Source organism: Bradyrhizobium sp. INPA03-11B (genome assembly GCF_040446015.1).
GTDB classification, from domain to species: Bacteria; Pseudomonadota; Alphaproteobacteria; order Rhizobiales; family Xanthobacteraceae; genus Bradyrhizobium; species Bradyrhizobium macuxiense_A.
This window is the reverse complement of sequence record NZ_JASGSR010000089.1, coordinates 1-20,038: the sequence shown is the minus strand read 5'-3', so window position 1 is coordinate 20,038 and position 20,038 is coordinate 1. Positions and strand designations below refer to the sequence as shown.

Sequence of the window (20,038 nt, the reverse complement as noted above, 5' to 3'; positions counted from 1 at the left end):
GAGTGCACAGCGGGCTGTACGTCATGCCCAGCATTTGCGTTGCAGCACGAAAGAGAGCCCGCGGTGATATCCCGCCAGCGGCTCAAGCTTTCGGTACCCCAGCGCGCTGGCTGGGACGCACGCATTAGTCTACGCGATGGAAAAAAGGTTCAGCAGGGGTAGCTCGCCAGCGGCCGTACCCATCCGATGAGAGGTTCCGCGACGTCAGACGGCCCGTAGCATGCTATAGTGTGGTTAGGCGCGATGGAGCGATCGAGCGGGTAGCGCGAACTCACCAATCCTTCTCCCCGCTGCCGTGGTCCGCGCTGCAATCACCGAAGCTTCTGCGGATCGACGTACCCATGACGATTACCGCCGGCAAATCCGGCAAGCGTGCCTTAGGAAACCTCGTCACGACAAGGAGGATCATCCATGAAGATCGTTGTGATCGGCGGCACCGGACTGATCGGCTCCAGGACAACGGGCATCCTGCGGCAGCGCGGCCACGACGTCGTCGCCGCCTCGCCGAAGAATGGCGTCAACACCCTCACCGGCGAGGGATTGGAGGAGGCGCTGTCCGGCGCAGCCGTCGTGATCGACCTCGCCAATTCGCCGTCGTTCGAGGACAGGGCGGTGATGGCGTTCTTCGAGACGTCGGGCCGCAACCTGCTGGCGGCGGAGAAGCCGGCCGGCGTCAAGCACCACGTCGCGCTCTCGATCGTCGGCACCGACAGGACGCCCGAGAACGGCTATTTCCGCGCCAAGGTCGCGCAGGAGAAACTGATCGAGGCGGCTGGCATTCCCTACACCATCATCCGCGCGACGCAATTCATGGAATTCGTCGGAGCGATTGCCGATGCGAGTGCGGTTGTAAACACGATCAGGCTCTCGCCCGGTCTGTTCCAGCCGATCGCGGCGGAGGATGTGTCTGCCCTCGTGGCCGATATCGCGCTCGAGCCGCCGCGCAACGGCATCGTCGAGATCGCCGGTCCGGACCGTGCCCCGTTCGACGAAATCGTGGCCCGCTACCTGAAGGCAAAAGGCGATCGGCGCGAGGTGGTGCGCGACCCTGACGCGCTCTACTGGGGCGGGCGGGTCGAGGAGCATTCGCTGGTGCCGCTGGGCGAGGCGCGCATCGGCCGCATCGACCTCAACGAATGGCTGCGCCGCTCGCGGCCGGCAGCCTGACTGGAAAGCCTGACGGCTTCAGCTATTTGAGCCACACCAGCAGCGGGACGGGCGCGCGGCCCGCGCAGGACAGCGTGCCCTCGTAATTGCGCGTCTTGCGGGCGCTGTAGGTGCAGGGCGCGCCGTCCAGCACCAGTTCGGCCGTCACCTGTGAATCCGCACCCGTGATTTGCAGCTTGATCTCGCCGGCGCGTTCCTCCGGTCCATCCTGCGTGCAGAGCCCGACATGCTTCATCTTCAGCGGTCCGGAGAATTGCCTGGGCGTGCCCGGCGCGCTTTCAGTGAGATGTCCGGTCAGCTCCCATTCGCCGAGCACGCCGGCCTGGCCGAGGATCTCCATCGCGCCGGCCAGCGGCATGTGACAAAGCCAAAGCGCGACGGCGCCGAGCGAGACCGCCGCACCGTTGCGCCATGGTGTCCGTCGCATCACAGCTTGCTTCCGGTTGTCTGTCGCAATTCGATCAGCTCCGGCCGCGACAAATCCGCATCCGCGGTGAGCCGGGCGATCTGATCAGCGCAGTCCTTCGTCTTGGCCTGGTCGCCGGCCGCTTTCGCGCTCTTGATCATCCCGACATAGGCCGCCAGCCGATTGGGCTCCTTCTTGAGCACGGCCTCGTAGGCGGCAAGCGCCTCCTTGGCCATGCCGCGATCGAGCAGCATCGCCGCGTAGAGCTCGCGCGCCGGCGCGAGCGGTCCCGGGGTGACGGGATGCTTCTCGGTCTTGTCTTCCGCTTCCGCGGCGGCGTTCATTGCGCTGAGCGCCTCGTCATATTTGGCTTCGGCGTACAGCGCCCAGGCGCTCGCGATCTGCTGCTGGATGTCGACGATGTTGGACCAATAAGCGTCCTTGGCGTCCTTCAGCTTGTCGCGCAGCTCCACCAGCTTGGCGATATCCGGCTTGGCGGCCGCCGGATCGCCGGAGCGGGCAGCGCCGACCGCGCGGGCGAAATAGGTGATGGCATCCGCATAGGCGTATTTGGTCGGATGCACTTCAAGTGCGGCGGCTCCCTTCCAGTCGCCGCGTTCGAAGACATAGCGGGCCTGGCTCGCCGCCACCGCAAAAGGCCCGGCGGACCGGTCGATCTTGAATTGAAGCTTGCCGAGCTCGTCGACCACCGCTCGCGCCTCCTTGTCCTGGCCGAGCTGGAGATAGGCATAGACCAGATAGTCCATCGCATGCGCCTGGTCCTGCTGCTCGCCGTCTTCCTTGGCGATGCGCGCAGATTCCTTGTTTGAGGCGATCGACTCCTTCCAGTAGCCGACGCGCGTGAAGATGTGCGACGGCATGTGCTGGGCATGTGGTGCGCGCTCGGCGATCTTGGCATAGCGCATCGCCGCGGGGAGACCCTTCTCCGCGAGCGCCGGGTAGTCGTAGAGATGAATCAGGTAGTGCGCGATGCCCGGGTGCTCGGGCTGGCGCTTGAAGATCGGCTCGAGCAGCGCCGCGCCTTTCAGCTGGTTGGCATAGGTCTTGTCGCTCGGCGACGCCGCGACGTTCAGCGTGATCGCATAGGCGATCTGCGCCTCGTCATCGTCGGCATAATGCGCCGCGACCTGCTCCTCGGCCGCGAGAAAGCGCTGCACGCGGGTGCGGTGATCGACCTTGTCGTAGTCGACATACATCGCGGCGATCGCATCGATGTACTCACGCTCGCGCGGCGTCTGCGCACCCAGCGCCTGGCCCTTCTTTACGGCTTCGAGGCCGAGCGGAAGGTTCTCCGGCGGTGGCGGCCCGTGCGGATTGTAGAGATAGCTGAGCGCGATCCCCCAATAGGCGATGGCGCATTGCGGATCGGCCTCGAGCACCTCCTCGAAGGTGCGGCGCGATGCGCTGTACCAGAACGAATGCTGATACAGCATGGCGCGATCGAACACCTCCTGCGCCTCCGGCTTGCAGGACGTTGCGAAATGAACTTTGCCCAATCGTTGCTCGGTAGAATCCGAGACCGCAGGTTGCGAAATGGTCGCGGCAATGAGGCCAACGACCACAGTGAGGGGAAACCGTGTCATGGGACCCGCTCCGTGGCGTTGAATGAAAGGCGCATGATAGCACCGTTCCTGCGCGGCCGGAACGGCAGGTGCTGTTTCCGGTCTAGCCGTCCAGCTCGATCCCTAACGCCTTGATCTTCCGGTACAACGTCGCGCGGCTGAGCCCGAGCGCCTTGGCAGCGTCCGTCACTCTTCCGGCATTGGCGCGCAACGCGTCGGCGATCGCGGCGCGCTCGTTCGCCGCGTGATCGGCCTCCGCGCTACGCGTGACGAACTGCGGCAGATCGAGGTCGGCCTCGGTGATGACGCCGTTCTCGGCGGTCGCACCGGCAAGCCGCAGCAGGTGGCGAAGCTGGCGCATGTTGCCGGGGAAGGGGTAGGCCATCAGCTGCGCCCAGGCGTCGGTTGCGATGCGGCAGTGCGGCGCTTCCTCGTCGGCGATCTGCGCGATCACCTCGCGCCGATCCGCGCGCTCGCGCAAGGCGGGCAGGCGGATTTCCATGCCGCGCAGACGGTAATAGAGATCGGAGCGGAAGCTGCCGTCCTCCGCCATCCGCGCCAGGTCGCGATGGGTGGCGCTGATCAGGCGGATGTCGACCGGGACAGGCTTCAGCGCGCCGAGCGGCCAGACCTCGCGATTCTCCAGCACGCGGAGCAGCCGCGTCTGCAGCGCCAGCGGCATGTCGCCGATCTCGTCGAGGAACAGCGTGCCGCCGCTCGCCTGCACGATCAGTCCCTTCGATCCTTCGCGCCGCGCGCCGGTGAAGGCGCCGGCCTCGTAGCCGAACAGTTCGGCGTCGATCAGGCTCTCCGGCATCGCCGCGCAGTTCAGCGCGACGTAGTTGCGGCCGGCGCGATTGCTGGCGGCGTGGATGGCACGTGCGAACACGTCCTTGCCGGCGCCGGTCTCGCCATGCAGCAGGATCGGCAGATCGAGATTGCCGACCGTCTTCAGCCGCTTCACGCCCTTGATCAGCACGGGATCGCGGCCCGCCAGCCGGTGCAGGCCGGAAAACTGTCCGGCCGGTTGTTCACGCGTCGGCGCAGGTAATGGACGGGAGACACGCGCGCGCACCGGCGGCGCGACGCGGCCGCGGCCCCATGGCGTGCCGTCGGCCCGGCGCAGCGTGACCGGATCGTCCGCGACGCGTGTCGCGCGATCGTCGAGCTGAATCAGATGCGACAGGTCGATGCCGTCATCGATCATCGCTTCGGTCAGGCCAAACACGCGGCGCGCGGTGCGGCAGGCGCCGACGACGCGGCGGTCGTCGTCATAGGCGAGCATGCCGTGCCCGTCGCCGGGCAGCGTCGCGATCCAGGAGGCGCGGTAGCGCCGGCGGAAGAACGACTGCTCGATCCGCCGCGTGGCCTCCGTGGTGACGGCGAGCGCCAGTTCATGCGCGCTGCGGCCGAGATCGCTGCGGCAGGAGGAGATGTTGACGGCGCCGGCGAGCTGGCCGGCATGATCGAACAGCGGCGACACCGCGCAGGTGAACATGTGCCACTGCTCGCGGAAATGCTCGTCGCCATGCACGATGATCGGCCGCTGCTCGGCGAGCGCGGTGCCGAGCCCGTTGGTGCCCTCGAAGGTCTCGGCAAAGTTCGAGCCAGTGTAGATCTTCCATTCCAGGAACATCCGGTCGTAGTCGCCTCCGGGCAGACGGCTCACCAGCATGGTCGCGTTGGGGTCGGCAAGGTTGACGCAATAGCCGGTGTCGTGGAGCACGCGGGCAAGGTCCTCGAGTTCCGGGATCGCGACCTGGATCAAATCTTCCATCGGCTCGGCGATGTGCCGGACTTCGGCCTCGGTCAGCGTCTGCGGCGGCCCGCGTCGGGCCGGATCGAGATTGTGATTGACCACGCAGCGCCGCCAGGACGCGGCAATCCGCGCCTCGGTGTCGACGCCGGCCGCCTGATTGGCCGCCGATAAAACACGGGCGACGTGATTTGAGGCCGAAAGATTGGCCATCCAGAGGTCTCCACCCTGCATTTTGAGCGAAGTCTGGCAGCCCAACGGCGAATGTCAATTGGCCGACGGGGTCGCGGGGAGGGGACCTTTGGGTGGTTGGGCATGACCCCTCCGTCATTCCGGGGCGCGCAAAGCGCGAACCCGGAATCCATTGGTCCGCAAGGTTGGTGGTGAGATGGATTCCGGGCTCTCGCTTTGCGAGCCCCGGAATGACGAAGGTGCGGAATGCGGCTCCGGCTTAATCCGCCGCCCTACGAATCCATGTCGATCGCGGACTCAATCCGCGGGCCGCGCCTCGGGGAATCTCCAGCTGCTATCGAGAACGTCTGCGCGCGGTTGAAACAGCCGCACCGTGTAATTCCATCCTTGCGTGGTCGGCAGGCAGTTGGCGACCTTGCCGTCGCAGCCGCCGAACTGGATGGTGATTGCGCCATCGGCGGCCTTCCTGGCCGTGACGCTATTCACCGCATAGAGGCTGGCCGGGTTCGGCTGCAGATAGCCGTCACTGTTGTAGACCGTGAGCGACCAGAAGCCGTCTACCGGAACGTCCCTGATGGTCAGCGTATGGATGGTGCTGCCGTCGTTGCGCGCCGGCGTGATCGGCAGATACAGCGCATCCCTCTCGGGATTGCCACCCCACAGCATGGCGCTGCCGATCAGGTGCTTCACCGGATCGACCTGATGCGCGTCGGCGCCAAACATGCGCCGGGTGTCGGACACCGTGGTTCCGAGCTGCAGCAGCGCCGCCTTCACCCTGTTGAGGCTCGCTTCATCCCAATTCGGAATCTCGAAACTGCCGGGGCGTTGCTGGCGCGATGTGATCGCGTCCTGAAGGGTGTGAACCTGCTGGATCTCGTCGGCGTTCGAAAAATCGACCAGGAAACGCACGACGGCGATGGCATAGCGCGTGCCGATCTTCTCTCGCGTCAAGGTGTGACTATCCGCACCGTAATAGACATCCGTAGTGTACTGGTCCTCATTGACGATCTGCATCGCCATGAAGCGCTTGGCGCCGCCCGGGAGCGTGATCGTCACCGGTCCGGCATCGAGATCGAAGATCGCAAACGAGTACAGCGTATCGCGATTGGGGCGGACGATGCCCTGTTGAATCGGCGGCGCAAGTTCGCGACCGTGACGGAATTTCCCGAAGCCGCCGCCTTTGACCACGCCGGCGAAATAAACGTCGGTTTGGGCGCGATTGTAGTTTTCGACGGTGACCGGTCGAGGCGGCGACGCCGGTGCTTGTGCCGACGCGGCCGAACTCGCGAACGCGATTGTTATGGCTGCCAGGATGCTCGTTTTCATAGGCTCTCCGGAGGTGAAGTCCCCTTGCCGCGAGAGGTAAGCCAGCCAAATATGAAAATGAATACCCGCTACTGACAATATCCCTTCCGGATATGATAGGCTGAATCCAATGGATCTCAACGCGGTCAGGATGTTCGTCGCGGTCGTGCAGGCCGGCAGCCTCTCGGCGGCCGCGTCCCGCCTCGACATTCCGCTGCCGACATTGAGCCGCCGGATCCGGGACCTTGAACGGCAGCTCAAGGTGCAACTGCTCGAGCGCTCGGCCCGCGGCGCGAAACTCACCGACGCGGGCGCGCGGCTCTACGAGCGCGCCGGTCAGGGCATCGAGACGCTGCTGGAGGCCGAGCAGGCCGTCGTCAATGACCAGATGCAGTTGAAGGGGCGCTTGCGTCTATCGCTGCCGCAGACCTTCGAGCCTTGGTGGGATTTGCTGGCGGCGTTCCAGCAGCGCTATCCGGACATCCAGGTTCACCTCTACTCGACCGAGCGTCGTGTCGACCTGGTCGAGGACGGAATCGATGTCGCGCTTCGGGTCGGCGCGATCGTTCACGAGGCGATGGTGGCGCGCCGCGTGCTGTCGTTCCGCAACGTTCTCGTCGCCAGCCCGCGATTGCTGAAGCGCGTCGGCGTGCCGAAGCATCCGGACGCGCTGCATGCCCTGCCATGCGGGGTGTGGGCGTCGCGGATCGACACCCAGGTGCGATGGGAGCTGGGCACGCAGATTGTCGAGCCCAAAGCCGTGCTGTCCACCAACGACTATCATCATTTGTGCACCCGCGCGCTGCGCGGCGACGTGGTCACGGAGCTGCCACCCTTCCTGGCGGCCGCGGCAATCCGTGCGAAACGTCTGGTCCGGTTGCTGCCGCAGCACCCGTTGCCGGAATGGTCGCTCCACCTGCTCTATCCGCAGCACCGGCATCAATCGACCATCGTCAGGACCTATCTGGATTTCTGCCAGGGCTATCTGCCGAAGATTGTTCAGGCGTGCACGGTGTGAGTGGAGGCGAGCCGGACCCCGTAGCAACCATCATGACTTATGGTTGCTACGCATCTCGCCAGCCGTAAGCAGCACAAACGAACGCCCGGCCGCCTTGTACGTGCTCTCCAACACGAACAGCGCACCCGCGGCTTGCTCCGGCGCATTGGTGTCGAGCAACAGCGACCAGTGCGGGCCGGCTGAGGTCGCCGGCAGCTTGAAATCGACCTCGCCTTCATAGCTGTTGAGGATCACGAGCACGGTGTCGTCCTCGCCCTCGCGGGCGATCGCGGTCTTGCGGGCGCGGCCGTCGAGCACGACGCCGAAGCATTTGATCCAGCCGGTGGTCCAGTCGGCCTGCGTCATCTCTACGCCCGAGGCGTTGATCCAGACCACGTCGCGGATCTCGAGCTGCGGATCGCGATCGCCGGACAGGAAGCGGCTGCGGCGCAGGATCGGATAGTCGCGCCGCAGCTTGATCATCCGCTTGGTGAAGGCGAGCAGCTTCTCGGCGTCGTCGGAAAAATTCCAGTCGAACCAGGAGATGTCGTTGTCCTGGCCATAGGCATTGTTGTTGCCGCGCTGGGTGCGGCCGAACTCGTCGCCGCCGAGCAGCATCGGCGTGCCCTGCGAGGCGAGCAGCGTCGCCAGCATGTTGCGCTTCTGGCGCTCGCGTAAAGTTCGGATCTCGGGGTTGTCGGTCGGGCCCTCGGCGCCGCAATTCCAGGAGTGGTTGTCGGACGAGCCGTCGTTGTTGTTCTCGCCGTTCGCCTCGTTGTGCTTGTTGTTGTAGCTCGCCCAGTCGTTCAGCGTGAAGCCATCATGCGCGGTGATGAAGTTGACGCTGGCCCAGGTGCGGCGGCCCTCGCGGTTGAACACGTCGTGCGAGCCGAGCAGCCGCGGCGCGAGCCTGCCTGGCGCTGCCTCGCCGCGCCAGAAATCGCGCACGGTGTTGCGGTACTTGTCGTTCCACTCCGCCCAGCCCGGCGGGAAGCCGCCGACCTGGTAGCCGCCGGGGCCGCAGTCCCAGGGCTCTGCGATCAGCTTGACGGTTGCGAGCAGCGGGTCCTGGTTCATCGCTTTCAGGAAGCCGGACTGCTCGTCGAAGCCGTAGACCTCGCGTGCCAGGATGGTGCCGAGGTCGAAGCGGAAGCCGTCGACATGCATGTGGCCGGCCCAGTAGCGCAGGCTGTCCATCACCAGCTGAATCACCCGCGGATGCGACAGGTTCACCGTGTTGCCGGTGCCGGTATCGTTGATGTAGTAGCGGCGCTTGTCGGGCAAGAGGCGGTAGTAGCTCGCATTGTCGATGCCCTTGAACGACAGCGTCGGGCCGCGCTCATTGCCTTCGGCGGTGTGGTTGTAGACCACGTCGAGGATCACCTCGAGCCTGGCGCCATGCAGCCGCGACACCATCTCCTTGAACTCGCGCAGGCTGTTCGGCACGTCGGCGGCGTAGCGCGGGTCCGGTGCGAAGAAGCCGATCGTGTTGTAGCCCCAGTAATTGGTCAGGTGCTTGTCCAGCAGATTGCTGTCGTTGATGAAGGAATGCACCGGCAGCAGCTCGACCGAGGTGATGCCAAGCGACTTCAGATGATCGATCGCCGCGTTGGAGCCGAAGCCGGCATAGGTACCGCGCAAATGCTCGTCGATGCCCGGATGCTGTTTGGTGAAGCCCTTGACGTGGGTCTCGTAGACGACGGTCTCGTCCCAGTGCACGTCCTGCCGCTGCGCCTCCTGGACCCAGTCGAAATTGGGATCGACCACCACGCATTTCGGCATGAACGGCGCGCTGTCGCGGTCGTCGAAGGTCAAATCGTCGCCGCTCTCCATCTTGTAGCCGAACACCGCCGGATTCCAGGTGAGGCTGCCGGCATGGGCGCAAGCATAGGGATCGAGCAGCAGCTTGTTCGGATTGAACCTGTGGCCGCCATCGGGCTGGTACGGGCCGTAGACGCGATAGCCGTAGAAGGTGCCTGGCTGTACGCCATTGATGAAGCCGTGAAACACCTGGTCGGTATATTCGGGCAGCTCGAAGCGGTGGGTCTCGCGCTCGCCGTCGAACAGGCAGACCTCGACCTTGGTGGCATTGGCGGAGAACACCGCGAAGTTGGTGCCGTGGCCGCTCCAATGGGCACCCAGCGGATAGGGAAGCCCTTCCTCAATCACGAAATCGGACATCGGTCCCCCAAGGTAAGGCAATCAAAGCAACCTGCAACAAACGCCGCCGTCCGGGAAACGTTGCATCGTGATTTTAGCGGCACGCGCTCATGATCGTATGACGTCGAGGCAGTACGCGCTCAACACATTCGGTGTCGTCCCGGCGAAAGCCGGGACCCATAACCACGAAGGGTCATTGTTGAGCGATGTTGGAACGACGAATCCCTTCAACAACATCCGCCGCGGAGTATGGGTCCCTGCTCCCGTGCGCAATTGCGCACTAGGCAGGGACGACGTATGGAGGGAATCTTGTCCCCCACCTCCCACCTACACCTGTCATCGCCCGGCTCGACCGGGCGATCCATTACGCCGCGGCCTCTCGGCTCACGCGCTACTGTCTCTGGAATACTGGATCACCCGCATGCGCGGGTGATGACATCGAGAGCGTCGCTGTTTGACAAGTGGATCGGAAGCCGTCCTCGTCGTCTGGACGCCAATCTGCGGCGGTTCAGATGATCGTGCATCAAGCATGTCACTAGGGCGGAGTACCGTAAATCACCCAAAGCGAATCGGCCGGAATGGCAATGTTGAACCCAGGCGTGGCTTCCGAATACGAGCCCTGCGTGATTCCGATCAAGTTGCCGAATCGGTCGAAGAGTGCGCCACCAGAGCTCCCGTGGGTGGTAAGCGCAGTGTGCTGGATTACATCCGCACGACGGTTCGGCCCTAGGATTGTGTCGTCACGCAGGCCCGCAATAATTCCTTCCGAAAAGCTCCACGATACCGCGTCGGGCTCACTCGGTACGGGGACGGGACTGCCAATCGCAAACACGGGTTCGCCGACTTTCAGGTCGTAGTAGAGACGAATCCCGCTGACGTCCACGTTATGATAGAATAGATGATCCATCCGGTATGGGTCATTCGGCTTGGCAGCGGCATCTTCCGGAGACAGAATGACAGCGTTCTCGACCGAAAGGATGCACAAATCCACTTTGGAATAAGCTGCAATCAGTCGTGCATCTCTTTTCGTATTGGCCCGGTTTATAACCTTGATCTCCGCCACGCTCTCAAACGGTTCTCCTATGCGCGCTCGGTCGATCACGTGGCAGTTCGTCATCACCAATTGTTCTTGATAGCCGCCGATCGCGACACCGGAGCCGAACGCCGACCAATTCGCGGGTACACCGTTCCTGAGTTGCGCTCTCGCCTTTTCCTGCTGGTCTGGGCGAAGCTTCGCAATTTCCTCCTCGGTCCATGGTCTCTGGAAGGAAGTTGCAATCAGGAATACCGTGTGGGCCTTGCGCTCGAATAGTTCGGCCTTATCGAGCGGCTGCTCTGCAAGTTTCGCTGGCATTCGAATCCTGTAACCCTGGCTTTCTACTACCAAGCCTTGGGGCAGCGCGCACCCAACCAACGCCGCAATCGACTTCCCATCGTGAGTCCCCGAAAAGAAAGAGCTCCGACAGACGCCGTCCACAATCAGGTCATTGATCTTGCGCTGCTCGAACAGGTCTGGGGCGAATGGCTTCGAAGGATCGGGTTGGGCCGGAAAGTCGAATCCGTGGCGGGTGTGCAACTCACGATCATGCCGTAGCCGCGTGGAATTTGCGGCCATGGTCCAATGCGCATCCACGGAGAAGGCTGCGATGAAGAACAGCAACAAGAGGCTACGCATGTGAGAACCTCCGAAAAGCTTTCCGCATTCTCCCTGTTTCAATCAGACCGCAGTCTTGAGAGAGACTAGCTCTCACCCTCAAAAATCCCGGCCGGCAAGCTCGCGTGCCATGCCGCTTGAGTGCTTCTTGCCAGAAACCACAGCCTGCGGCGTCCCGGCATTCCCCCTAACCCAATTAGTGCAAACGCTGCGCAATCGGCGCTTGGCCTTAACTACCAAATCATTCTGACAAAAGGGATGGCTTCGCCGTGATTGTTTTAGACAGCGGCCCTGTCCTAATCGAACACGCCTTCTCGGACTGGGGTCGGCGCTCGTCGAGAGCGCCCTTCGTGCTGGGGTGTCGCTAGTTATTCGCCAGCAGCGCAAACCGGCGTCTGTCGATCCGCTCGCGTGCCGCCTGTCCGGCTGCCGCACACAGATCGGGCGCGTAGAGCTGGCAAGTTCGTCGCTTCTCGATGGCCGCGTCGATCAGATGCAACAGTCGCGCGGGCGCGATGCCGGGAGGCGCGGCAATGCGGCCGACGACGACGTGCTTCTCGATTTGCTCGTGATCGGCGTGATCGATATCGGGGTTGCGCCAGCAATTCGCGCACATGATCTTGAAGCCCTCGGAGTGCGAATAGATCACGGCGTCCTCGTCCAATTCGTCGCTGATGTCGGCCAGTTGCCGAGCCGTCTCCTGCGTGCCCGCGAAATCGAAGAACCGGTAGTTCCGGCGCAGCAGCGTTGCCAAATGGGGGAAGACCGGTATTTGCTCCTCGCCATAGGTATGATGCGTAATCGGGGCGCCATCCATCAGGATGACGTCGCCATAGTCGACGCCGAGATCGCCGTACAACACGCTGCGGATGATGCCATGGCACGGACTTAACCGTTCGATCCACACGGTTTCCTCTTCGCCTGGATCGTCGGAGTCCGCCGTGCGCTCGGCAAGCGGCCGCTCGGCAAGCCGCACCTTGCAGGCCGGATATCCGCCTTCCGGCAAGTCGAACCGCCCAGGCCCGATTTTCTGGCCCATCCGCTTCCACACATCCAAGGCAGTCTCGGCATTCCCGGCGCCTGTGGCGCAGATGCCAAGGTTCCACTCGTAACCGTCGATCACCTTTTGCGACAGACTTGCTGCGGCCCGGTTTGCCGCCATGCCTTCCGCGAACCTGCCGCGCGTCTTGTAGAAGAGTCCCAGATTGTAATGGGACGGGCTCTTCTGCGGATCGATGTCGACCAGCTTGCGAAGACTGTCCTCGGCGATCGCATCCTTCTGGCGCGCCATCATGCGCGCCGCCGTGGCGAGCCCGCGCAGGATAGGCTGCTGTTCAGGCTGCCCCTCATGGAGTTTGGCCAGCCGGTCCAGCTTCTCGACTGTCGTCCGGAATATCGGGTGTTCAGGCGGCGGCGCGTTCAGATCGTCAATGTCGCGGACGGCTTCGAGGCATTGCCCAAGCATCGAAAGGATACCGCTGTCGTCGTGGGCATCCGAGATCTCCAGGAGAACGTCCGCCGCCTCGTCCCGTGTGAGGCTCCGTTGGTCGACGATCCATATCAACGCCATCGCGGCCTCAGGCTGGTGGGGCTGGGCCTTTCGAAGCGGCTGGATCTTCTGCCATGCAGCCTGCTTGCGGTCCGCTTGCCCCTCCGCAACGGCGTCACGTGCAATCGCGGCGATTTCGTCGGAGGAGAGAACCGCGCTCGGACCTTTCGACATCATCGTCTCCGTGGGGTGCCTCGGTTTGGACGGGCGGCGCGTCTCGACGCAGCGAGACTACATCAATCTCATGCCCTTGAAGCTGGTATGCCCGTTCTTGCCGACGATGATGTGATCGTGCACGGCGATCCCGAGCGGCTTGGCGATGTCGACGATCGCCTTCGTCATCTGGATGTCGGCCTGCGACGGCGTCGGGTCGCCGCTCGGATGGTTGTGCACCAGGATCAGCGCGGTGGCGGACAGCTCCAGCGCGCGCTTGATGACTTCGCGGGGGTAGACCGGGGTGTGATCGACGGTGCCGGTCTGCTGCACCTCGTCGGCGATCAATTGGTTGCGCTTGTCGAGGAACAGCAGGCGGAATTGCTCCTTGTCGGCGAACGCCATGCTGGAACGGCAATAGTCGATGACGTCGTTCCACGACGACAGCGCGATGCTGCGCTTGATCTCGCCCTTGGCGATCCGGTCGGCGGCCGCGGCGAGCAGCTTGATCTGGTTGATCGAGGCATCCTTGACGCCGTCGACCTCGCGCAGCCGCGCCACCGGCGCGTGCACCACCTCGGCGAACGAGCCGAACTTCTTCAGCAGCGCCTTGGCCAATGGCTTGGTGTCGCGGCGTGGGATGGCGGCGAACAGCGCCATCTCCAGCAGTTCATAGTCGGTCAGCGCCTCGGGTCCCGCCGCGTAGAAGCGCTCGCGCAGCCGTTCGCGATGGCCGTGGTAGTGCGGCGTCTCGTCGGCATCGTCGTTGCGGGCATCGGGCTTGGCGGGCATCGGCCACAACCATGCCGTGCCGGCCGCGTTTTGCAAGAGCCTTACGTTGCTTCAAGAGCCTTACGTTGCTTTACGGCGTGCGCTTCAGGCCGGGGATCAATGCCGCCAGCCGGTCCTTGACCTGATGTCCGTGCATCGGACCGCCGGGCATCATGCCGGGCGGCGGCGGTCCTGGTGGAAGGCCCGGTGGTGGTCCCGGGGGCGTGCCGCGGCGCGGCTGCATCGCGACCTCGGCGCGCCGGTCGACGCCGAGCGTCAGCGCCGCTACATAGCGGTCCTTCTCCTCCTTCACCGCGCAGAAGGCGCGCCGATCAGGATCGGCGATCTCGACGACATGGTCGTTGGCGTTCAGCGTCGTGCGCGGCCGCGGACGGCCGGTATAATCGGGCGCATTGGCGTAGATGAATTCGTTCAGCGCATCCGGCAGGAAGGTCTGGCCGGTCAGCACGTTCTTGTCGTCGAGGAAGACCTTGAAGTGGATATGCGTGGCGCGGCCGTCATACCAGCCGGGATAGATGGTGTTGAACGCGACCCATCCCGCAGCGTCGGTCAGCTGCGTGCCGCGCAGAAAGCTTTTGCTGGACTCGTCGATATTGTGCCGGTCGCCCTGGCCGGGAAACGCCGAATAAAGGCCTTGCGCGTCGCAATGCCAGATGTCGACCCGCGCGCCGGGGATCGGTGTGCAGGCGCCGGCTTCAATCACGCGCAGCCGCAGCGTGAGCGGAATGCCGGGTCTGCCGTCTGTGATGTCGGACCGCAGCAGCTTTGGATCGGCGTAGAACGGCCCTTCCTCCGCCTGCGGCGTCAGGATGCAGACCTCCGCGGCGTCGACCGGCCGGCTGTCGGATGCGGCAGCGGCTCGTCGCGCCGGCAGCAGGCCGGCTGCGCTTGCCGAGATCAGGCCGAGAAAGCCGCGGCGCGTGGACTTGTCCAATCATCACTCCTGTCGATCGATGAAGCTCTCCAATCTCCAAGCAGCGTGGCGACATCGGGACGGTTTGGTTTCCCGATGTGGTACCGGCGCGCATGCGACCGTTTGCCACGATGCGACGGGCGAATTACGTTTGGCTACAACGTTTCGAGATCGAAAAAGTGCGTTTTCGAGCGAAGTGGATACCGGTTCGCGTAAAGAAAACGCGTCAAAACAAGAATCTAGGGAGGGCGGCGTGACGTCATTCAAGGTGATCCGCTCGCGCGCCGAGAAGCGCAAGGGCGGACCGAAGGCGCTGGAGAAGCTGCTGCACCCGCCGGCGGGCGCCAAGGCGCTGGCAAAACTCGGCGACGACCGCGTGCTGGCCGAAATGACCAGGCGCGTGTTCTGCGCAGGTTTTGCCTGGAGCGTGATCGACGCCAAATGGGAGGGCTTCGAGGCAGCCTTCCTCGGCTTTCAACCCGCCAAGCTGGCGTTCAAGCCTGACGAATTCTGGGAAAAGCTGACGAGCGACGCCAGGATCGTGCGCAACGGCGCCAAGATCATGTCGGTGCGCGACAATGGCCGCTTCGTGCAGGAGATCGCGCGCGAGCACGGCAGCTTCGGCAAGTTCCTGGCGGCGTGGCCGTCATCCAACGAGATCGGGCTGCTGGAGCTGCTGGCGAAGCGCGGCAGCCGGCTCGGCGGCAACACCGGACAGATGCTGCTGCGCTTCCTCGGCTGGGACGGTTTCGTCACCTCGCGCGACGTCACAGCCTGCCTGCGCGATGCCGGGCTCGATATCGCCGAGGAGGTCAAGTCGAAGCGCGATCTCGCCAAGGTGCAGGCGCGGTTCAACGCCTGGGCGGAAGAGACAGGGCTACCCTATCTGCATCTGTCGCGGATCTGCGCGATGTCGATCGGCGAGAACCACACGCCCGAGGAGATCGAGAGGCGCACGCGGAGCGATTATTGAGCTTGCCGAGGTCGGCTAGACCTGAACTCAATTACACCTGAACCCACGGCTTCTCGCCGTGGCGCTCGGACAACGTGAAGATCTCGACGCCGTCGGCGGTGACGCCGACCGAGTGCTCGAACTGCGCTGACAGCGAACGGTCGCGGGTCACCGCGGTCCAGCCGTCGGACAGGATCTTCACATGCGGCTTGCCGAGATTGATCATCGGCTCGATGGTGAAGAACATGCCGGGCTTTAGCGGCGCGCCTTCGCCGGGGCGGCCGATATGGATGATGTTCGGCTCGTCGTGGAACAGGCGGCCGAGGCCGTGGCCGCAGAAGTCGCGCACCACGCTCATGCCTTGCGGTTCGACGAAGCTCTGGATCGCGTGGCCGATATCGCCCGTAGTGGCGCCAGGCTTCACCGCGGCGATGCCGCGCATCATCGCCTCATAGGTCACCTCGATCAGCCGCTCGGCCTTCCGCGCGATGGCGCCGATCGCATACATGCGGCTGGAATCGCCGTACCAGCCGTCGACGATGAAGGTGACGTCGACATTGACGATGTCGCCTTCCTTCAGCGGGCGGTCGCCCGGCATGCCGTGGCAGACCACGTGATTGATCGAGGTGCAGGTCGAGTAGCGATAGCCGCGATACATCAGCGTCGCCGGATAGGCGCCGTGGTCGAAGGCGAACTTGCGCACGAACTCGTCGATCACAGAGGTCGGGACGCCCGGCTTGACGATGTCGGTGAGCGCGTCGAGGCATTTCGACACCAGGGCGCCGGCCTTGCGCATGCCGGCAAAGCCGCTCGGTCCGTGCAGCTTGATCTGGCCGGTCTTGCGAAGGGAGGTGTCGGTGGCGTCGATATAGCTCATGGGCGGGATGTTTCTGCGGGCAAAGGGTTGATTTCTGGCCCTAATTTAATGATCGGCGCGCTCGGCGCAAGCCAAGCTTGGGTATGGGGACAATGTCCAAACGGCTTGATTTCCCGGCATAATCCGGAACAACGCCCGCCAATTGTCCGGAAAAATCGTGCTCAGACGCTAGCTGGAGACCTCGACCACGCTCTCGACCGGCACCGCGCCGCCGCGGATGCGGAGTTCCCGCACCGGATAGGGCACCTTGATGCCCTGCTGCTTGAAGGCGTCCCACAGCGACAGCATGACGTCGCTCTTCACACCGTCCATGCCATCGGGATCGGCGATCCAGAAGGTCAGCGAGAACTTCATGCCGAGTTCGGCGAATTCGGTCAGGATGCAGTTCGGCGGCTTGCCCTTGAGCGCGCGGGCGTGGGCCGTCGCGGTATCGATCGCGAGCTTGCACACCAGCCTCGGATCGGCGTCGTAATTGGCGGCGAAGGCGATCTTCACCAGCGTATTCTTGTCGGTGTAGGTCCAGTTGGTGACCTTCTGCGTCACCAGGTCCTCGTTCGGGATCAGGAACTCGCGGCCGTCGCCGGCGGCGACCGAGATGTAGCGGGTCTTCATCGCACTGATGCGGCCCTGGCTGTCGCCGATGGTGACGAGGTCGCCCGGCTTCACGGATTTGTCGACCAGCAGAATGATGCCCGAGATGAAGTTGGCGACGATCTTTTGCAGGCCGAAACCGATGCCGACACCGACTGCGCCGGACAGCACTGCCAGCGCCGACAGATTGATCCCGACCGCGCTCAAGGCGATGGCGACCGCGACGACCATCAGGCCGATGCGAATGATCTTGACCAACAGCACCTGGATCGACGGGGTCAGGTCGGTCGAGCGGGTGATCTGGCCGTCGATGAAATTGCTGACGATATTGCTCAGCCACAGCGCCACGATCAGGACTGCGCCGGCCTTGATCAGCAGCAGCGGCGACAGCCGCAGACCGCCTACCACGACGGCGAACGAATCCAGCGTGTCGGCCGCCCAGTCGAGCTGGCCGATGATGCTGAGGGCGGCGACGAGCCAGGCCGCGATCGAGACCAGTTTGACGATGAAGGCGTTGTCGATCACCGACGTCACGAGGCGGATCACCAGCCAGGCCAGCGCCAGCTTGGCGGAGACCGCGATCAGATAGCTGCGGCTCGGCCAGGTCGCGTGCCACATCACGATGCGCGAGATCACCATCAACGCCGCGAACACGGCGGTGGAGGCGCTCGTCACCATCACGCGTGCGAAGTGCCGGAGCGGCAGCGGCCAGCGGCTCGCCAGCGTGGCCATGTTGACCCGCGCATGAATGGCGGTATCGGCGGCGTAGGCCAGCCCCGCGGCGGCGAGGATGATGCCGAACTGCAGGTAGAACCAGGGCGAGGCGATCTCGGCGCCGACCGAGCGCGCTGCCAATTGGATCGATTCCAGGACGTCCTTCCAGCTCATGTCCATCGGCAAATTCTCAACTTGAAGCGCGGGTCAGGCAAATGTGATTCGAATGCATGGAGAGAATCCCACAACAGCGCTCACCCGACCATCGATACACCACAGTGTCGGGGCGACCTAGGGTGCGTGAGGCCGGGCACATTGCCGCTTATGACAGAAATCGGTTGGCGTCCCAGTGTGGCGACGATAAGGATGCAATTGCAAGTATTTGAAAGTATTTGAGACCCCCGAAGACGCATGGCATCCCTCGACTCCGTCAGTATAGCGATCCTGCTCGGTGCGGTGCTGGTGATGGCCGGCATCCTGTCGAGCCTGCTGGCGTTGCGGTTCGGCGCCCCTTTGCTGCTGGTGTTCTTGCTGGTCGGCATGCTGGCGGGCGATTCCGGCCCCGGCCGGCTGCAGTTCGACGACGTCCGCACCACCTACCTGGTCGGCTCGGTGGCACTGGCGCTGATCCTGTTCGACGGCGGATTGAAGACGCGGTTTGCCAGCATCCGCACCGTTCTGGCGCCCTCGATGATGCTGGCGACCGCCGGCGTGCTGCTGACCGCGCTGATCACGGCGCCGGTCGCCCGCTATGTGCTCGACCTCAACTGGACCGAATCGCTGCTGGTCGGCGCGGTCGTGGCCTCGACCGACGCGGCGGCGGTGTTCCTCCTGGTGCACACCCAGGGCCTGCGCCTGCGCCCGCGCGTCGGCGCGACGCTGGAGGCGGAATCCGGCACCAACGATCCGTTCGCGATCTTCCTCACCTTGATGCTGGTCGAGTTCATCTCGATCGGCCAGAGCTCGGCCTCGCACATCGCGATGGAGTTCATCCAGGAGGCGGTGCTCGGCGCCATCATCGGGGTGATCGGCGGCCGGCTGGTGGTGATCGCGCTGAACTATGTGGCGCTGCCGCAGGGCCTGCATGCGCCGTTCGTCACGACGGCGGCGCTGGTGATCTTCGGCGGCTCGCAGATCGTGCATGCCTCGGGATTCCTCGCGGTCTATCTCGCCGGTATCATCATCGGCAACCGGCCGACCCGTGCGCATAATTCGGTGGTGACGTTCCTCGACGCCGCGACCTGGCTGGCCCAGATCGTGATGTTCGTGCTGCTCGGCCTTCTGGTCTCGCCGCATCGCCTGCTCTCCAGCGCCGGCGGCGCGGTGCTGGTAGCCTTCGCGCTGATGCTGGTGGCGCGGCCGCTGGCCGTGCTGATCTGCCTCGCGCCGTTCAAGTTCAACTGGCGCGAGAAGGTCTTCATCGCCTGGACCGGCCTGCGCGGCGCGGTCGCGATCTTCCTCGCCTCGATCCCGATGCTGGTCGGGCTGTCGAAGGCCTATCTCTATTTCGACGTCGCCTTCGTCGTCGTCATCATCTCGCTGCTGCTGCAGGGCTGGACGCTGGCGCCGGCGGCGCGGCGGCTGCATGTCGCGCTGCCGCGCGCCGAACGCGGCCCGCGCCGCGTCGAGCTGGATCTGCCCGGCCAGCTCGAGCAGCAGCTGGTCGGCTATCCGGTGCGGCCGAAGAGCCTGTATTTCCGCCGCGGGCTGATCCCGTCCTGGTCGAAGCCGACATTGGTGATCCGCGACGAGCGGATCCTGACGCCTGTCGAGGCCGATCCGGTCGCGCCCGGCGACTACATCTATCTGCTGGCGCCGCCGGAGCGCGCCGAGGCGCTCGACCGCTTCTTCGTCGACATGGCGCCGTCGAGCGCGCCCGACCCGCATCTGCTCGGCGACTTCATGGTGTCGGCCGAGCATACGCTGGGCGAGCTCGCCGAGATCTACGGCGTCAAGGTCGATGAGCACCAGGCCAAGCTGACGCTCGCGGATTATTTCGACATCAATCTCGACCGCGCGCCGAAGGAAGGTGCCGAGCTTGCGCTCGACGAGATCGTGCTGGTGGCGCGCAGCATCAGTGGTGGCCGCGTCAATGTCGTCGGCCTGCGCCTGCCGGAGGAAGAGGAGAAGGTCGTGCCGCAGACGCGGATGCAGACCGTTCGGCGCAGGCTCGCCGATATCTGGGCGTCGGTGGCGGGCGTCTAGGTGGTGTGGACTCTAAGGATTCCCTTTTGAGAGCAAATCAGATTCAAGGCTTCTTTTGGGAGGCAGTCTTGG

15 protein-coding genes are annotated in these 20,038 nt (G+C 64.1%); 4 read left to right on the top strand and 11 right to left on the bottom strand.

Features of this window, described 5'->3' with window-relative positions; translation table 11 throughout:
• Positions 1 to 411 precede the first annotated feature (411 nt).
• Positions 412 to 1,167, top strand: coding sequence for an SDR family oxidoreductase (locus tag QMZ05_RS29235; RefSeq protein WP_353703905.1), 756 nt, complete (start codon positions 412 to 414; stop codon positions 1,165 to 1,167).
• 22 nt (positions 1,168 to 1,189) lie between these two features.
• Here QMZ05_RS29235 and QMZ05_RS29230 read toward each other — a convergent pair whose 3' ends face one another.
• The 4 genes from QMZ05_RS29230 to QMZ05_RS29215 all read right to left on the bottom strand — a co-directional run bounded on the left by QMZ05_RS29230 (position 1,190) and on the right by QMZ05_RS29215 (position 6,430).
• Positions 1,190 to 1,594 carry a hypothetical protein gene (locus tag QMZ05_RS29230; RefSeq protein ID WP_353703904.1) on the bottom strand — a complete coding sequence of 135 codons (405 nt, stop codon included), beginning with the start codon at positions 1,592 to 1,594 and terminating at the stop codon, positions 1,190 to 1,192.
• Positions 1,594 to 3,090, bottom strand: coding sequence for a hypothetical protein (locus tag QMZ05_RS29225; RefSeq protein WP_353703903.1), 1,497 nt, complete (start codon positions 3,088 to 3,090; stop codon positions 1,594 to 1,596). The genes QMZ05_RS29230 and QMZ05_RS29225 overlap by 1 nt, the downstream gene beginning before the upstream one ends.
• A 169-nt stretch (positions 3,091 to 3,259) precedes the next feature.
• Positions 3,260 to 5,125 carry a sigma-54-dependent Fis family transcriptional regulator gene (locus tag QMZ05_RS29220; RefSeq protein ID WP_353703902.1) on the bottom strand — a complete coding sequence of 622 codons (1,866 nt, stop codon included), beginning with the start codon at positions 5,123 to 5,125 and terminating at the stop codon, positions 3,260 to 3,262.
• A gap of 276 nt (positions 5,126 to 5,401) precedes the next feature.
• The gene (locus QMZ05_RS29215) at positions 5,402 to 6,430 is read right to left on the bottom strand and encodes a DUF1254 domain-containing protein (protein ID WP_353703901.1); all 1,029 of its coding nucleotides are present in this window, start codon (positions 6,428 to 6,430) and stop codon (positions 5,402 to 5,404) included.
• Between the two features lie 109 nt (positions 6,431 to 6,539).
• Between QMZ05_RS29215 and QMZ05_RS29210 the strand changes: the two genes are divergently transcribed.
• Entirely contained in the window at positions 6,540 to 7,427 is an 888-nt protein-coding gene (locus QMZ05_RS29210) for a LysR family transcriptional regulator (protein WP_353703900.1), read from the top strand.
• Positions 7,428 to 7,457: 30 nt separating this feature from the next.
• On the opposite strand, the gene glgX is transcribed toward QMZ05_RS29210, so the two are convergent.
• The 5 genes from glgX to QMZ05_RS29185 form a co-directional block, all read right to left on the bottom strand.
• Positions 7,458 to 9,587, bottom strand: coding sequence for a glycogen debranching protein GlgX (glgX, locus tag QMZ05_RS29205; protein WP_353703899.1), 2,130 nt, complete (start codon positions 9,585 to 9,587; stop codon positions 7,458 to 7,460).
• Between the two features lie 514 nt (positions 9,588 to 10,101).
• Entirely contained in the window at positions 10,102 to 11,241 is a 1,140-nt protein-coding gene (locus tag QMZ05_RS29200) for a serine protease (RefSeq protein WP_353703898.1), read from the bottom strand.
• Between the two features lie 343 nt (positions 11,242 to 11,584).
• On the bottom strand, positions 11,585 to 12,943 hold the full coding sequence (locus QMZ05_RS29195; protein ID WP_353703897.1) for a prenyltransferase: 1,359 nt from the start codon (positions 12,941 to 12,943) through the stop codon (positions 11,585 to 11,587).
• A 57-nt stretch (positions 12,944 to 13,000) separates the two neighbouring features.
• Complete coding sequence (radC, locus tag QMZ05_RS29190) at positions 13,001 to 13,714, bottom strand: DNA repair protein RadC (protein WP_353703896.1); 714 nt, start codon at positions 13,712 to 13,714, stop codon at positions 13,001 to 13,003.
• Between the two features lie 70 nt (positions 13,715 to 13,784).
• Positions 13,785 to 14,648, bottom strand: coding sequence for an intradiol ring-cleavage dioxygenase (locus tag QMZ05_RS29185; RefSeq protein ID WP_353703895.1), 864 nt, complete (start codon positions 14,646 to 14,648; stop codon positions 13,785 to 13,787).
• Positions 14,649 to 14,880: 232 nt separating this feature from the next.
• Here QMZ05_RS29185 and QMZ05_RS29180 point away from each other — a divergent pair, with 232 nt between their 5' ends.
• Positions 14,881 to 15,600: a DNA-3-methyladenine glycosylase I gene (locus tag QMZ05_RS29180; protein WP_353703894.1), complete on the top strand. Its 720-nt coding sequence runs from the start codon at positions 14,881 to 14,883 to the stop codon at positions 15,598 to 15,600.
• Between the two features lie 31 nt (positions 15,601 to 15,631).
• Here QMZ05_RS29180 and map read toward each other — a convergent pair whose 3' ends face one another.
• Positions 15,632 to 16,456 carry a type I methionyl aminopeptidase gene (gene map / locus QMZ05_RS29175; protein WP_050426054.1) on the bottom strand — a complete coding sequence of 275 codons (825 nt, stop codon included), beginning with the start codon at positions 16,454 to 16,456 and terminating at the stop codon, positions 15,632 to 15,634.
• A gap of 168 nt (positions 16,457 to 16,624) precedes the next feature.
• Positions 16,625 to 17,941, bottom strand: a complete 1,317-nt coding sequence (locus QMZ05_RS29170; protein ID WP_353703893.1) for a mechanosensitive ion channel domain-containing protein — start codon at positions 17,939 to 17,941, stop codon at positions 16,625 to 16,627.
• Positions 17,942 to 18,172: 231 nt separating this feature from the next.
• Here QMZ05_RS29170 and QMZ05_RS29165 point away from each other — a divergent pair, with 231 nt between their 5' ends.
• The gene (locus tag QMZ05_RS29165) at positions 18,173 to 19,966 is read left to right on the top strand and encodes a potassium/proton antiporter (protein ID WP_353703892.1); all 1,794 of its coding nucleotides are present in this window, start codon (positions 18,173 to 18,175) and stop codon (positions 19,964 to 19,966) included.
• The last annotated feature ends 72 nt before the right edge of the window (positions 19,967 to 20,038 follow it).